Source organism: Erwinia persicina, from assembly GCF_014838825.1.
Lineage (GTDB): Bacteria > Pseudomonadota > Gammaproteobacteria > Enterobacterales > Enterobacteriaceae > Erwinia > Erwinia persicina_A.
On record NZ_JACYMO010000011.1, the window covers coordinates 37074 to 50833 of the forward strand.

14 protein-coding genes are annotated in these 13760 nt (G+C 57.8%); 8 read left to right on the plus strand and 6 right to left on the minus strand.

Annotation, left to right across the window (positions count from 1 at the left end):
• Positions 1 to 9: 9 nt before the first annotated feature.
• Positions 10 to 1188, minus strand: a complete 1179-nt coding sequence (emrD, locus tag IFU29_RS19135) for a multidrug efflux MFS transporter EmrD (protein ID WP_191935304.1) — start codon at positions 1186 to 1188, stop codon at positions 10 to 12.
• 309 nt (positions 1189 to 1497) lie between these two features.
• Between emrD and fpr the strand changes: the two genes are divergently transcribed.
• Positions 1498 to 2244, plus strand: coding sequence for a ferredoxin--NADP(+) reductase (gene fpr / locus IFU29_RS19140; protein ID WP_191935305.1), 747 nt, complete (start codon positions 1498 to 1500; stop codon positions 2242 to 2244).
• On the opposite strand, the gene IFU29_RS19145 is transcribed toward fpr, so the two are convergent.
• Positions 2235 to 2678 (minus strand): DUF805 domain-containing protein, encoded by a 444-nt coding sequence (locus IFU29_RS19145; RefSeq protein ID WP_191935306.1) that lies wholly within the window; start codon positions 2676 to 2678, stop codon positions 2235 to 2237. The genes fpr and IFU29_RS19145 overlap by 10 nt on opposite strands.
• Positions 2679 to 2768: 90 nt before the next feature.
• Between IFU29_RS19145 and IFU29_RS19150 the strand changes: the two genes are divergently transcribed.
• Positions 2769 to 3362: a YiiQ family protein gene (locus tag IFU29_RS19150; RefSeq protein WP_191935307.1), complete on the plus strand. Its 594-nt coding sequence runs from the start codon at positions 2769 to 2771 to the stop codon at positions 3360 to 3362.
• Between the two features lie 118 nt (positions 3363 to 3480).
• On the plus strand, positions 3481 to 4248 hold the full coding sequence (tpiA, locus tag IFU29_RS19155; protein ID WP_062746833.1) for a triose-phosphate isomerase: 768 nt from the start codon (positions 3481 to 3483) through the stop codon (positions 4246 to 4248).
• Positions 4249 to 4280: 32 nt separating this feature from the next.
• Here the strand turns inward: tpiA and pdxR are convergent, their stop codons facing one another.
• On the minus strand, positions 4281 to 5708 hold the full coding sequence (gene pdxR / locus IFU29_RS19160; RefSeq protein WP_191935308.1) for a MocR-like pyridoxine biosynthesis transcription factor PdxR: 1428 nt from the start codon (positions 5706 to 5708) through the stop codon (positions 4281 to 4283).
• A 60-nt stretch (positions 5709 to 5768) separates the two neighbouring features.
• On the opposite strand from pdxR, the gene IFU29_RS19165 reads away from it, so the two are divergent.
• Both IFU29_RS19165 and mqo read left to right on the plus strand, forming a co-directional pair.
• Positions 5769 to 6224 (plus strand): carboxymuconolactone decarboxylase family protein, encoded by a 456-nt coding sequence (locus tag IFU29_RS19165; RefSeq protein WP_191935309.1) that lies wholly within the window; start codon positions 5769 to 5771, stop codon positions 6222 to 6224.
• A 286-nt stretch (positions 6225 to 6510) separates the two neighbouring features.
• A complete protein-coding gene (gene mqo / locus IFU29_RS19170; RefSeq protein ID WP_191935310.1) occupies positions 6511 to 8109 on the plus strand; it encodes a malate dehydrogenase (quinone) in 1599 nt (532 codons plus the stop codon).
• Positions 8110 to 8148: 39 nt separating this feature from the next.
• Here the strand turns inward: mqo and IFU29_RS19175 are convergent, their stop codons facing one another.
• Entirely contained in the window at positions 8149 to 8736 is a 588-nt protein-coding gene (locus tag IFU29_RS19175) for a LysE family translocator (protein WP_062746843.1), read from the minus strand.
• Positions 8737 to 8873: 137 nt separating this feature from the next.
• Between IFU29_RS19175 and IFU29_RS19180 the strand changes: the two genes are divergently transcribed.
• Positions 8874 to 10325 (plus strand): aminotransferase class I/II-fold pyridoxal phosphate-dependent enzyme, encoded by a 1452-nt coding sequence (locus tag IFU29_RS19180; RefSeq protein ID WP_191935311.1) that lies wholly within the window; start codon positions 8874 to 8876, stop codon positions 10323 to 10325.
• 24 nt (positions 10326 to 10349) lie between these two features.
• Here the strand turns inward: IFU29_RS19180 and IFU29_RS19185 are convergent, their stop codons facing one another.
• The gene (locus tag IFU29_RS19185; protein WP_191935312.1) at positions 10350 to 10973 is read right to left on the minus strand and encodes a glutathione S-transferase family protein; all 624 of its coding nucleotides are present in this window, start codon (positions 10971 to 10973) and stop codon (positions 10350 to 10352) included.
• Positions 10974 to 11086: 113 nt separating this feature from the next.
• Between IFU29_RS19185 and IFU29_RS19190 the strand changes: the two genes are divergently transcribed.
• Positions 11087 to 11938 (plus strand): PhzF family phenazine biosynthesis protein, encoded by an 852-nt coding sequence (locus tag IFU29_RS19190; RefSeq protein WP_191935313.1) that lies wholly within the window; start codon positions 11087 to 11089, stop codon positions 11936 to 11938.
• A gap of 40 nt (positions 11939 to 11978) precedes the next feature.
• On the opposite strand, the gene IFU29_RS19195 is transcribed toward IFU29_RS19190, so the two are convergent.
• On the minus strand, positions 11979 to 12737 hold the full coding sequence (locus IFU29_RS19195) for an SDR family NAD(P)-dependent oxidoreductase (protein WP_191935314.1): 759 nt from the start codon (positions 12735 to 12737) through the stop codon (positions 11979 to 11981).
• A gap of 114 nt (positions 12738 to 12851) precedes the next feature.
• On the opposite strand from IFU29_RS19195, the gene IFU29_RS19200 reads away from it, so the two are divergent.
• Positions 12852 to 13751: a LysR family transcriptional regulator gene (locus IFU29_RS19200; protein WP_191935315.1), complete on the plus strand. Its 900-nt coding sequence runs from the start codon at positions 12852 to 12854 to the stop codon at positions 13749 to 13751.
• Positions 13752 to 13760 lie beyond the last annotated feature (9 nt).

Consider the following 13760-nt stretch of genomic DNA (forward strand, 5'->3'; position numbering starts at 1 on the left):
ATGCACGGTTTATACCGCGTGTGCCTGCGGTCGCTTCGAGAGCGGCAGCCAGCACAGCAGGATCAGCAGCGCGGTGGCAAACATCAGCATCCCGAGGCTGAACTGTCCGGTCTGCGGCAGGAGGGCTGACAGCCAGGCAATCAGTCCGGAACCCAGATTCTGTAAGCCCCCCACCAGGGCCCCGGCGGTGCCCGCCATATAGGGCCAGGGCTCCATTGCGCCCGTGGTCGCCAGCGGAAACAGCATGCCAGCCCCAAAGAAAAACAGCGAGGCAGGCGCTATCAGCGTCCACAGGTTCATCACCCCCAGCCAGCCGGGGATCCACATCATGACGCCCGCCAGCAGGCAGCTGTTCACTGCGTACCACATCACGGTGGTAAAAGGTTTCTCACTGCGCCCGGCAAACCAGGCCCCGAAGAAGGCTGCAGGCAGAGGCAGAATGAACAGCACGCTGACCGCCAGGCTGCTGTAGCCGAGCACGCCCCCCATCAGCACGCCGCAGCTGGCCTCAAATACGGCAATGCCAGCCAGTGCCCCTATGAGGATCACCAGATAACGGATAAAACTGCTATCGGCCAGCAGGGGACGATAGCGGGAAAAGAACGGCCGCTTCTGTTGGCCCGCTGGCCGGGTTTCGGGCAGCCAGCGCAGCATCGCTGCCGTAACGGCCAGGCACAGCAGCAGTAAAAAGGCGAAACAGGCCTGCCAGCCAAACAGGTGGGTCAGCCCCGCCCCGATCAGAGGGGCGATCAGCGGGCTGATCAGTATGCCCATATTGAGCAGGCTGTTGGCGTAGCGCAGCGCACTGCCGGCATACAGGTCACGGGGCATGGTTCGGGCCATCACGCCGGCGACGCCGGTTCCCATCCCCTGAATAGCGGCCCCCAGCACCAGGCCGTTCAGGCTGACCGCAAAGAGTGCGGTCAGCGATCCGATGATAAATACCGCCATCCCCATCAGGATCACCGGGCGACGGCCGATGCTGTCCGACAGCGGACCGTAAAACAGCTGCGACGCGCCATAGGTCATCAGATAGGCGGCCATCACCCGCTGCACCGCCCCATCACGGACATGGAAGACCTCCGCGATAGCCGACATCGCCGGAACATAAATAGTCTGGGCCATCTGACCCACCGCCAGCAGGGCAATCAGCATCACCAGCAGGTGGCCGTTCTCAATCTTTTTCATCGATTCACATCAGTATAAAGTGCGAAGAATTTCGCGCAGTTAAGAAGATTTGCCAGCCAGGCCGGCATTATGGCGGTGAAAATATCAGGATTACGTGGCAAAGCGAGAGGCCGCAGTGAAATAACCCGTGCTTCACTGTCAGCAAATACGGGCGATACTGTAAAACATTTTTTACGCTACGTTTAAATAGTGCGCATACTTTGTCGATATGAGCTCTGACCTGCTCCCATGACTGGAAAAAAGTCCATTGGGTAAGGAAGATAGCCACAGAGACGCGAATACTGTTGCAAGTGAAGAAAGGAGAGTTTTATGGCCGTATGGGTCAATGCCCGTGTTAAACAGGTTACCGACTGGACCGACGCCCTGTTCAGTCTGACGGTGACGGCCCCTGTCGATCCCTTCACAGCCGGGCAATATGCCAAACTGGCGCTGGAAATTGACGGCGAACGTGTCGTACGCGCCTATTCCTTTGTAAACGCGCCCAGCAATGAAAATCTGGAGTTCTACCTGGTTACCGTACCGGAGGGGAAACTCAGCCCGAGACTGCACGCGCTGAAACCCGGCGATGAGGTGATGATCACCCAGGATGCCCAGGGTTTCTTTGTCATTGATGAGGTTCCCCAGTGTGAAACCCTGTGGATGCTGGCAACCGGCACCGCCATTGGCCCATATCTGTCCATTCTGCAGGAAGGCAAAGGGCTGGATCGCTTTGATAATATCGTTCTGGTTCATGCCGCGCGTTATGCACAGGACCTGAGCTACCTGCCGCTGATGCAGGCGTTGCAGCAGCGCTACAGCGGGAAATTACAGATCCAGACAGTCGTCAGCCGTGAAGAGAGCCCCGGCTCGCTCACCGGCAGAGTGCCCGCGCTGATTGAGAGCGGTGAACTGGAAGCGGCAACCGGATTAACGATGGATGCGGATAGCAGCCATGTGATGCTGTGCGGCAACCCGCAAATGGTGCGTGATACCCAGCAGGTGCTCAAGGAGAGCCGGGGAATGCGTAAGCATCTGAAACGCAAACCCGGACATATGACCAGTGAACATTACTGGTAGTCAGAGGCACGGCGACGCAGAAAAACAACCGGCTGCGTCGCTTTGCCATAACGGTTATCCCCCGCCGTTCCGGTAAAGCCCCCCAGCTCGACCACCATGCTCACCAGAATCAGCGTAGGAATAAAACGCCCCACGACCCACTGCAGATCCCCGGGCAGCATCGCCCAGTGTCCCGCCATCAGCATCCAGGCCAGAATAAACAGCAGCGCCCACTGGCCGCCTTTGTTGCGGTCATGCAGCCGCTTGACCAGAACCGCACTCGCAGGCCACAGCAGGGCCACGACGCAGAAGGCTGCCGTCTGGGTATCCAGCCAGCCGTTGCCCGCCAGAGTGAACAGCAGGACCAGCATTAAAATCCAGGCGGCCTGCCAGATCCAAAAATCCCGCCGACCCAAACGGCCACGAAAAGAGAAACACCATTGCTGTAACGTCATTATTTTTATCTCAGAGTCCGGGTGCCCTTTGACTTTGCGGGCCATTGTCCGTTTAATCTTGGGCTGAGTTTACAGGTTAGGGCCATTGATATGAAGAACGCGATTTGGGCAGGGATGGCACTGCTATCCGCCATCATTTTCCCTGCGGCACACGCCAGTCCCGATCCACAAAACCGTACAGAGCATCTTCCTGCCGCTCCCTATCTGCAGGCAGGCGCCCCGACCTTTGATATGACTATCGGCCAGTTTCGCGAAAAGTATAATGCTGCCAATACAACGTTACCGTTAAGTGAATATCGCGCCATTGACAGTCGTGATGATAAAAGCAATCTGACGCGTGCCGCCAGCAAGATCAACGAAAATCTTTATTCGTCGACCGCACTGGAACAGGGAACAGGAAAAATCAAAACCTTGCAGATTACCTGGCTTCCTATCCCCGGCCCTGAACAGAAACCGTCACGCGACAAAGCGGTGGCGTATATTGCCGCACTCATCCGCTTCTTTGAACCGATGCTCAGTGACGAACAGAGTACGAAACGTGCAGAAGAACTGCTGGAAAAAGGTAAGGGGTCGCGCTTTTATCAGCAGACCGAAGGAGCATTGCGCTACATCGTGGCCGATAACGGCGATAAAGGATTAACATTTGCTGTGGAACCGCTGAAACTGGCGTTAAGCAATCCCTGAGAAGACAGACCCAAAGGATGACGAAAAGCAAAGCCTTTCCGGTGTTTGATCTCTATACTGTCTGGCAGACAATGCTGCCTGCTGGCAGCTTTAATACTCTCTAAGCGTGGAGGATACAATGCGACATCCATTAGTTATGGGTAACTGGAAACTGAACGGCAACAAGCACATGGTCAACGAACTGATCGCCGGTCTGCGTACCGAGTTGAGCGGTGTTGATGGGTGTGGTGTGGCGATTGCGCCGCCTGTGATGTATCTGGATCAGGCTAAACATGCCATTTCCGGTAGCCATATCGCACTGGGTGCGCAGAATGTCGACGTGAACCTGTCTGGTGCCTTCACCGGTGAAGTGTCTGCTGACATGCTGAAAGATCTGGGCGCACAGTACATCATCATTGGTCACTCTGAGCGCCGTACTTACCACGCTGAAAGCGATGAGCTGATCGCGAAGAAATTTGCCGTGCTGAAAGCAGCGGGTCTGATCCCTGTGCTGTGCATCGGTGAAACCGAAGCGGAAAACGAAGCAGGTAAAACGGAAGAAGTGTGCGCTCGCCAGATCGACGCCGTGCTGAATACCCAGGGCGCTGATGCCTTCAACGGTGTTGTCGTGGCGTACGAACCGGTATGGGCCATCGGTACCGGCAAATCTGCCACTCCGGCTCAGGCTCAGGCCGTTCACAAATTCATTCGTGACCACATTGCCAGGAAAGATGCGACGGTAGCCGCTCAGGTTATCATCCAGTACGGCGGTTCGGTGAACGACAAGAATGCTGCAGAGCTGTTTGCCCAGCCGGATATCGACGGTGCCCTGGTGGGCGGCGCATCACTGAAAGCGGATGCTTTCGCCGTGATCGTTAAAGCTGCTGCCGCAGCGAAAAAAGCCTGATGATCGCCTCCTGCCCCTCCCCGGGGCAGGATTTAACCGAACGCATCCACTAAGGCTTTTAGCCGCTGCGCACTTCCGTTAAACCCCTCCCGTGGCAACGTCGTCACACTCAGTACCAGCCCCCGACGTCCGTTATCCTGATACCACACTGAAAGCGGTGTCGGTGCCATACCATACGCCAGCGCTTCATGGGCGATACGCGTATCCTGGCTGCCTGCCGGAAGCTCGATGATCACAGCCAGTGCAGCACGGGATGCCTGCGGGAAATAGGGTGTGAGGGCTTCTAAAAGCGCCAGCAGCCGCTCGTTGTAAAGCCGTTTCATACGGCGGAGATGACGCATAAAATGGCCTTCATGGAGAAATTCCGCCACCGCATTATGCAGCACGAAGGACGAGGCTGGGGCAAGCAGCGCGGCCGCCTCACCAAAATGTGCCGCCCGATCCGCCGGTACCACCAGATACCCCAGACGCAGGGAGGGTGTCAGGGTTTTACTGAAAGTGCCGATGTGCAGCACGCGACCGCTATCCAGCGCGGCCAGCGCGGGTGCCGCCCGCCCTTCAAGCTGCAGTTCGCCCAGGTAATCATCCTCAATGATCCAGCTGCCCTGTCGCTTCGCCCACGCCAGCAGGGCTGCACGCCGCGCCAGCGACAGCGTCATGCCCAGCGGAGCCTGCTGACCGGGCGTCACAAGCACGGCCGCGGCCTCTGCTGCAAGGCGTATCCCCTGCTCCACACACAGCCCCTGCTCATCGACCGGGACGGGGATCGGTTCCACGCCAGCCAGCGTCAGGGCCTTACGTGCCAGCAGATACCCCGGATCTTCCATCCATACTCGCTGGCCGTGTAAACCGAGCGCCAGGCAGATCAGCCCCAGCGCTCCGGCATAACCGTTAGTGAGGATCACCTGTGAGGCCTGGCAACGGAGACCGCGCGCCATCGACAGATAGCTGACCAACTGCTGGCGCAGCGCCAGGCTGCCGCGTGGATCGGCATAGCCCACGGGGTTACTGACCATCTCCCGGGCGTGGCGCGTCAGAATGCGCGACCAGACTTTTGCCGGAAAAGCATCGCTGGCAGGCACCCCCATCTGGAAGGTCAGCGGTGGACGATCGAAGGCGTGAATAATGGCCGCCAGCGGGGCTACAACGGCCGTCTCCGACAGCTGGCGATCGTCCTGTGGCCGCGCCACCTCACTGACCCAGGTCCCCGCAGCGCCTCTGGCCACCAACCGCTGGCTGTCCACCAACATGTCGTAGGCCACCCTTACCGTGCCGCGCGCCACGCCGAGCTGGGCGGCCAGGTCACGGCAGGAAGGCACCCGTGCACCAGGTTGCAGGCGACCTTCGTCAATCGCCTGGGATATCCCCTCGCGTATCTGTTCACTCAGCGAGCGGCCGGTATCACGCCGCAACAGAATCCCGGGAACCGATGGACCAATGTTTTTGTGAATTCCTGGCACTTTCTGCAGCCCATAAAACGAAGGAAAATAACGTCCAACCCCCGATAAAAGGATAAGACAATGAGCGAACGTATCGACTTTTACTCTGCTTCACCGGCAGGTATGAAAGCGCTGGCAGGCGTTGGGAGCTTTGTAGCCAAAAGCGGTCTGCCGCATGATGTCGTCGAGTTAGCCTTTCTGCGCGTCTCACAGATTAACGGCTGTGCCTACTGTATCGATATGCATACGAAAGCGTTACACAAAGCTGGCCTGCCGTGGGACAAAATTGTGCTCACTCAGGTCTGGCGTGAAGCCGGTCAGTGGTTCAGCCCCCGGGAACGGGCCGCGCTTGCCTGGGCCGAATCGCTAACGCTGATCGCCCAGACCAATGCCCCCGATGAGGTTTTCGCACAGGTGCAAGCAGAATTTAACGACGCCGCGGTAACGGACCTGACCATTGCCATCGGATTGATGAATGCTTACAACCGACTGGCCATCGGCCTGCGCAAGTTACCTGACAGCGCCCCACGAGATTAATTCTTACTGTTCAGAGAGTTACCCCTCTTCCTCCGCTGTCATCTTCCCTGCCCTCACGGGCCGTTCAACGGCCCGTATAAATGTTACTTATTTTATAAGACCTATCATTCTTATTTTTAATCTTTAAACACTTTTTTAATTACCCCGTAACAATGCTATATTTTCCAACGCTTTTGAACAGCAATTAAACACATTCTGTTGGTGTGGTTTTTTACTGTCAGCAATCCTTATCAGGGCAAAGCAGTCAGACGGGGAACAGAAATTCTGCCCTGCCTCTCTACTTAACATGTTGATTTCCTTTATCACACGGAGATGTTGTCTCATGCGTAAAATGGCAGTAGAGAAGCACGTCGATGTCTTACTGATCGGGGGGGGTGTGATGAGTGCCACGCTCGGCACCTACCTGCAGGAGCTGGAGCCAGACTGGCGTATCGGCATGGTAGAACGTCTGGATGGTGTGGCAGAAGAGAGTTCCAACGGCTGGAATAACGCCGGTACGGGTCACTCAGCGCTGATGGAGCTGAACTATACGCCGGAGAACGCCGACGGTTCTGTCGATATTAAGAAAGCAGTGGAAATCAACGAAGCGTTTCAGATCTCCCGTCGTTTCTGGGCCCACCAGGTACAGCGTAACGTCCTGCGCAATCCGCGCAGTTTTGTCACCAGCGTATCGCATATGAGTTTCGTCTGGGGTGAGGACAACGTTAATTTCCTGAAGAAACGGTTTACCGCCCTGCAGCAAAGCACCCTGTTCCGCGGCATGGAGTTTTCAGAAGACCCGGCGCAGGTCAGAGAATGGGTGCCACTGGTGATGGAAGGGCGTGACAACACGCAGAAAGTGGCGGCCACCCGCATTCCTACCGGTACCGATGTCAATTTTGGTGAGATCACCCGCCAGCTGGTCGCCTCCCTCGAAAAAAGCCCCAATTTTGAGCGCCAGAGCCGACACGAAGTACGGACCATCAGGCGCAACGACGACGGCACCTGGAGCATTACCGTCACCGACCTGAAAAATAACGATGAAAAAACCATCATCAGGGCGAAATACGTGTTTATCGGTGCCGGTGGGGCGGCGCTGACGCTGTTGCAGGCGTCCGGCATCCCGGAAGCAAAAAATTATGCCGGCTTCCCGGTCGGGGGCGAATTCCTGGTTACCGATAACCCGGAGGTCGTACAGCGCCATCACGCGAAGGTGTACGGCAAAGCGTCCGTGGGCGCACCGCCGATGTCGGTGCCGCACCTGGATTCCCGCACGCTGGACGGCAAACAGGTGCTGCTGTTCGGGCCGTTTGCCACCTTCTCGACCAAGTTCCTCAAGCAGGGCTCGCTGTGGGATATGTTCGGCTCCATCACGCCGTCGAATTTGATGCCGATGGTCCGTGTAGGCCTCGACAACTTCGACCTGGTGAAGTATCTGGTGGGCCAGGTAATGCTGAATGAAGATGACCGCATGAATGCTGTACGTGAATACTTCCCGGAAGCCAAAAAAGGCGACTGGCGGCGGGTGAAAGCCGGACAGCGGGTGCAGATTATTCAGAAGGATGCCGATAAAGGCGGCGTACTGAAGCTGGGTACCGAAGTGGTCACCTCGCAGGACGGCACCATCTCTGCCCTGCTGGGTGCCTCACCCGGCGCCTCTACCGCCGCGCCGATTATGCTCGATCTGATGAGCAAAGTGTTCAGGCAGCAGATGCAGTCCCCTGAATGGCAGAGCAAGCTGAAGGCGATCATACCGTTCTATGGCCAGCGGCTAAACGGCAACGTTGCAGCGACCGAGCGTGAGCTGGCTGAAACCAGCCGGATACTGCAGCTGGATTATGCCCCCATGAACCCGGCTGCCAATGACGAACCCGTCGCTGTGGTGGATTCCGTGGTCGGGAAATAAGTCCCCGGGCCGATTGCACGTTGCGATCGGCCCTGCGTTTTATGCCACCTGAAACGCTTCCACCAGCATCCACAGCGTCGTAGCCAGCAGTGATAACGCCATCAGGGTGTTGAATAGCTGGAGTTTCCACGCCACCTGTAAATGTTTCCCCAGCCGATCGCCCATCATTGCCCAGATCAGGATGCAGGGCAGATTCAGCACCATAAAACTCAGCATCACCGTGAGGATTGTGCTGTTCACCGTGTACATCAGCGCGACGTTGATCGCCATCAGCCACGCTTTCGGATTCACCGCCTGGAAGAGTGCGCCGCCGATCATCGTCATCGGCCGCGCTTTCTCACGCAGCTCCGGCGCACCGGAGCGGAAGATTTTCCACGACAGCCACAGCAGATAGGTACAGCCCAGCAGAGTCAGCGGAAGACGCATCGCCCCCATCCACTGCAGCAGCAGTTCAAGCATGACCCCCGCCAGCACCGTCTGTAAGCCACACCCGATCAGGATGCCGCTGACCATCGGCAGCGTGCGGCGGATGCCAAAATTAACCCCGGAGGTCGCCAGCATGAGATTGTTCGGGCCAGGGGTAATCGACATCACGGTCACATAGCTGATAAAAGAGGGATCAAGCATGATTTTTGTCCTGCATTTCAAGTGAGGCCCTCAGTGTAATCAGACCTCCCCAATGGTAACAGATGCAGAAACGAGTTATTGTAATGAGTACAATAATGAATAATCGATAACTGTACCCATGAGTTAAGGAGGATATTGTGTCCACCATCGAACCGCAGGCTACGCTCTATCATCAGCTGGCAGAAACGCTGGCAGAGGCCATACATCAGGGGACCTTTATGCCCGGCACTCGTCTTCCGGCGATCCGCCGCTGTGCCAGCAGCCATCAGGTCAGCGTGAATACGGTCCTCACCGCCTACGGTATTCTGGAAGATCGCGGCCTGATCGAGGCCCGCCCTCAGTCAGGTTATTACGTGCGTGATACGCTGCCCTCGCTGACCCGGCAGGCATTTCAGCCCACCGGCGTCCGCTCCCCCAGTAGCGAAAAGCTCGATCTGATTGATACGGTGTTTGCCGCCCAGAACCACAGTGAGTACACCAATATCTCCCTGGCCTGCCCACAGAGCGGGGACTTCTTTCCAACGGCAAAAATCAGCCGGATTATCGCCTCGCTGATGCGACGTGAGCCCGATCTGATTGGCCGCTACGCTCTGCCACCGGGCAGCCTGCGCCTGCGGCGTGAAATTGCCCGCCGATCGATGGCCCTGGGCATCAGCCTCAGCGCCGATGACGTCACCCTCACACACGGCTGCATGGAAGCACTACAGCTGGGCCTGCGCGCCGTCACCCGGCCCGGCGACTGCGTCGGCGTGGAGACACCCACTTATTTTTACCTGTTCCCCCTGCTGGCCAGCCTGGGCCTGAAAGTGGTGGAGATCCCGACCGATCCGCAGTTCGGGCTGTCGCTGGATGCGCTTGAGCTGCTGCTACAGGAGAAGCGCATCCAGGCGCTGATTGCCATGCCGAATGCACAGAACCCCCTGGGCAGCAGCATGACACTGGAAGGGAAAAAGCGGCTGGCGCGCCTGGTGAACCACTATCAGGTACCGCTGCTGGAGGATGGGCTCTACAGCGAGCTGCAGTTCTGCTGGCCGCTGACCCCGGCAGTGAAAGCCTTTGATGAAGATGGCTGGGTGATGTACTGCACCAGCTTTACCAAAACCGTCGCCCCAGACTTCCATCTCGGCTGGATTGCCGCCGGACGCTTCAGCCAGCAGCTGGCACGACTAAAGGCCGTCTCTTCTCTGGCGGAGTCGCGACTGCTGTCGGAGGCGCTGGGGCATTTTCTCGAATCGGGCGGCTATGACCATCATCTGCGCTCGCTGCGTCGTCGTTACGCCGCGCAGCTGGAGGAGGCGCGCGGTATTATTGCCCGCCATTTCCCACAGGGGACACGCGCCACCCGGCCCAGCGGCGGCTTTGTGTTCTGGGTGGAACTGCCGGGCAATATTGACACTCTGGAACTGTTCCATCGCCTGCTGCAGGAGAAAATTTGCCTGACGCCCGGCGCACTCTATACGCTGTCCGAACGCTGCAACCACGCGCTGCGGCTCTCCTGCTGTTACCCCTTTGACGAGCGTTATACCTGGGCGCTGAAGCGCACCGGGGCGGTGGCCTGTGAAATGAGTGGGATTGCCGCCGGGATGTAACCGCGGCCCGGTATCCCTGAGGGGTTAAGGTGTGCCGTTGCGCCCCCAGGTGGCATAGCCTTTGCGTCCGGTCAGACGTTCGTAGTAGGCGCGGACGGCGGGAAGGTTCGCGTGGTCAAGCGGCGTCTCAAACCAGCGGTTCACCGACAGGCCAATGGGAATATCCGCCAGAGAGAAGGCATCCCCGGCCACGTAAGCGCCGGTTCGCTCAAGCTGCTGATTAAGGATGCCCATAGTGTACGCCCAGCCTTTACTGGCGGCAGCCAGCAGGCGCGGGTCCTGATGAGCCGGAGAGTGGCGAACCAGTGACATAAACGCGTAACGCCAGGCGGTGTTCAGCTCCGTGGCCTGCCAGTCAATCCACTGATCGACGCGCGCACGCTGCTGAGGTGCTGTGGGGTACAGCGCTTCCCCACCGTACGCATTGGCCAGGTAGCGAATAATGGTGTTCGATTCCCACAGGATAAAGTCGCCGTCCTGGATAACCGGGATCAGCGCATTCGGATTCATTGCCTTAAATTCAGCGTCCTGCGGCGACTTAAAACCGTCGCCCCACTCCTCACGCCGGAAGGGGATCGCCAGCTCATCACACAACCACAGCACTTTTCTGACATTAATAGATGACGCACGACCCAATATTTTCAGCATAAAAACATCACTTTTTTAAACCACTGTGGTTTATTAATACCGATAATAGTCGGGGCTGACAACCTTCATCCGGAGACCCGGCCGGCAGAACCTTCACACTGACAGGAAGCGCTATGACGCCATTACGTCCTTTTAAACAGGTTGATGTATTTACCTCCACCCCCTACAACGGCAATCCGCTGGCGGTGATCATGGATGCCAGCGGCCTGAGCGACGACCAGATGCAGTCCATTGCCCGCTGGACCCATCTGTCTGAGACAACGTTTGTACTGCCGCCGACCGACCCTGCTGCCGATTATCGTGTGCGTATTTTCACGCCGGATACTGAATTCCCTTTTGCCGGCCACCCGACGCTGGGCACCGCCCATGCGCTGCTCGAAGCCGGGATCGCGCTGAAAACGCCCGGCCAGATTGTGCAGGAGTGTGGCCTGGGGCTGGTGCGTGTCAACATCAGTGACGACGGCATACTGGCTTTCGCCGCCCCGGAAGCCATCCTCACCCCGTTCAGCGACGCGTCCATCACTCATGCTCTCAACAGCAGCGATCTGGAAGCACAGCTTCCGGTGATGATTGCCGATATGGGGATTCGCTGGCTGCTGGTGCCGATGACGTCTGCTGATGCCGTGCTGGCGATTAAGCCAGACGTGGTGGCGTTTACCCGGCTGGTGCAACAAGCCGGTGTCGACGGGGTGATGCCCTTTGGTCCGTTAGCTGGCGGGAGTGAACAATATGAAGTGCGTGGCCTGCTGATTGAGCAGGGCAGCCTGGTTGAAGACCCGGTGACCGGCAGTGCCAATGCCTGCCTGGCCCGCTACCTGCAGGCGCGCGGCGTCGAGCTGGATTACCGCGTGCGTCAGGGAACGGCCATGCAGCGGGCCGGTCGCCTGAGCGTCACCTGGACCGGAGATGGCGTGTGGATTGGCGGCCAGACCGTCACAGTGATCGACGGCACAATCCGGGTATAGCCCGGCATCCACAGGGCGGACCTTTTCAGTCCGCCCACCTTTACAGAAACATCCCTCCCGATGCCTCGATGCGTTGCCCGTTCACCCAGCGGCACCCCTCGCTGAACAACGCAGCAACCGCATCACCAATATCATCAGGTAACCCGACCCGACCCAGTGCCGTCTGTGATGCCACAAAGGCATTCATCGCCGCATCATCCCGTACACGCCCGTCGCCAAAATCCGTCTCGATCGCCCCCGGAGCCAGGATGTTGACGGTGATACCGCGCGCGCCCAGCTCTTTCGCCTGATAGCGTGTCAGTACCTCCATCGCCCCTTTTACGGCGGCATAAGCGCTGGAACCCGGCAGGCTGAAACGCGCCAGGCCGCTGGACACATTGAGTATGCGTCCGCCATCCGCCATCAGCGGCAGAAGGGCCTGCGTCAGGAAAAACGGACCTTTAAAATGGATGTTCACCAGCTGGTCAAACTGCGCCTCGGTGGTATCGGTAAAGGGCGCATACAGTGCCGTACCGGCGTTGTTGAATAAATAATCAAATGTTTCACGCTGCCAGATTTTTTTCAGCTGGTGCGTGACTTCGCTGACAAAGGCGCTGAAACCCTGACTGTCGCCTGCGTCCAGCGGCAGCGCCACGGCACGGGCCCCCAGCGCCTGAATCCGGGCGACAACGGACTCTGCCTCCCGCTTCTGACTACGATAGGTCAAAATCACGTCGATGCCCTTTTCTGCGAGTTTTAAGGCCGCATTCCGGCCTAAACCCCGGCTTCCGCCGGTAATCAGTGCTATTTTCTGGCTCATTTTATACTCCCGTTGTGTGCTGTGGACAAAAAGGAGGATATTACCTCTCATATGTTCTATAAATGTCTTCATCTACGCTTCACTGTTCCATTTATCACAACAATGAGCACAGCAATGGATAAAATTCACGCAATGCAGGTGTTTGTCCGGGTGGCAGAAATGCAGAGTTTTACCAAAGCAGCGGAAAGTCTCGGCCTGCCTAAAGGCAGCCTGTCGCGACAGATCCAGGCACTGGAAAACAGTCTGGGCTCACGTTTACTGCACCGGACTACGCGTCGCGTGCAGCTTACTCAGGACGGGCAGGTTTACGTCGAACGCTGCCGTGACGTGCTGGCCACCCTGGATGAGATGGACGCCCTGTTTCAACACGATCCCGCCACCCTCAGCGGACGGCTGCGGGTGGATATGCCGGTCAGTCTGGCCAGTAATTACCTGATCCCGCTGCTGCCGGACTTTCTGCAACAGTATCCGGGCATTGAGCTGGAACTCAGCAGCAGCGACCGTCGTGTGGACGTGATCCGCGAAGGCTTTGACTGTGTGGTACGCGTTGGCGTACTGGAGGATTCCGGTTTGATCGCCCGTCAGATTGGCCATCTGCCGCTGATTAACTGCGCCAGTCCGGACTATCTGGCGCGTTTTGGCACACCTGACACCCTGGAAGCACTTTCTCAGCATGCGATGGTTCATTACAGCCAGCACCTCGGCGGGCTGCCGGACGGATTCGAATATGACGACGGAAAAACCACCCGGCTGATTAAGACCGGCGGGGCAGTGACCGTTAACAGCACAGAAACGTACCGGGCTGCCTGCATCGCCGGGTTGGGTATTATTCAGGTGCCACGGGCGGGGGTATTACAGGCCCTGAAAGAAAAAAAACTGGTCGAAATACTGCCCCAGTTTACCGCGCGCCCGATGCCCGTCGCCCTGCTGTACCCGCATCGCCGGAACCTGGCGCGTCGGGTGCGGGTATTTATTGAATGGCTGAGTCAGACGCTTACGCATTACGTCACCTGACCAGCAGAC

Coding starts and splice junctions, on each gene's coding strand:
- IFU29_RS19190 (WP_191935313.1), top strand. CDS start 11,087: ATGACGCCATTACGTCCTTTTAAACAGGTTGATGTATTTACCTCCACC.
- IFU29_RS19185 (WP_191935312.1), bottom strand. CDS start 10,973: ATGCTGAAAATATTGGGTCGTGCGTCATCTATTAATGTCAGAAAAGTG.
- emrD (WP_191935304.1), bottom strand. CDS start 1,188: ATGAAAAAGATTGAGAACGGCCACCTGCTGGTGATGCTGATTGCCCTG.
- fpr (WP_191935305.1), top strand. CDS start 1,498: ATGGCCGTATGGGTCAATGCCCGTGTTAAACAGGTTACCGACTGGACC.
- IFU29_RS19195 (WP_191935314.1), bottom strand. CDS start 12,737: ATGAGCCAGAAAATAGCACTGATTACCGGCGGAAGCCGGGGTTTAGGC.
- IFU29_RS19145 (WP_191935306.1), bottom strand. CDS start 2,678: ATGACGTTACAGCAATGGTGTTTCTCTTTTCGTGGCCGTTTGGGTCGG.
- mqo (WP_191935310.1), top strand. CDS start 6,511: ATGTTGATTTCCTTTATCACACGGAGATGTTGTCTCATGCGTAAAATG.
- IFU29_RS19165 (WP_191935309.1), top strand. CDS start 5,769: ATGAGCGAACGTATCGACTTTTACTCTGCTTCACCGGCAGGTATGAAA.
- tpiA (WP_062746833.1), top strand. CDS start 3,481: ATGCGACATCCATTAGTTATGGGTAACTGGAAACTGAACGGCAACAAG.
- IFU29_RS19175 (WP_062746843.1), bottom strand. CDS start 8,736: ATGCTTGATCCCTCTTTTATCAGCTATGTGACCGTGATGTCGATTACC.
- IFU29_RS19200 (WP_191935315.1), top strand. CDS start 12,852: ATGGATAAAATTCACGCAATGCAGGTGTTTGTCCGGGTGGCAGAAATG.
- IFU29_RS19150 (WP_191935307.1), top strand. CDS start 2,769: ATGAAGAACGCGATTTGGGCAGGGATGGCACTGCTATCCGCCATCATT.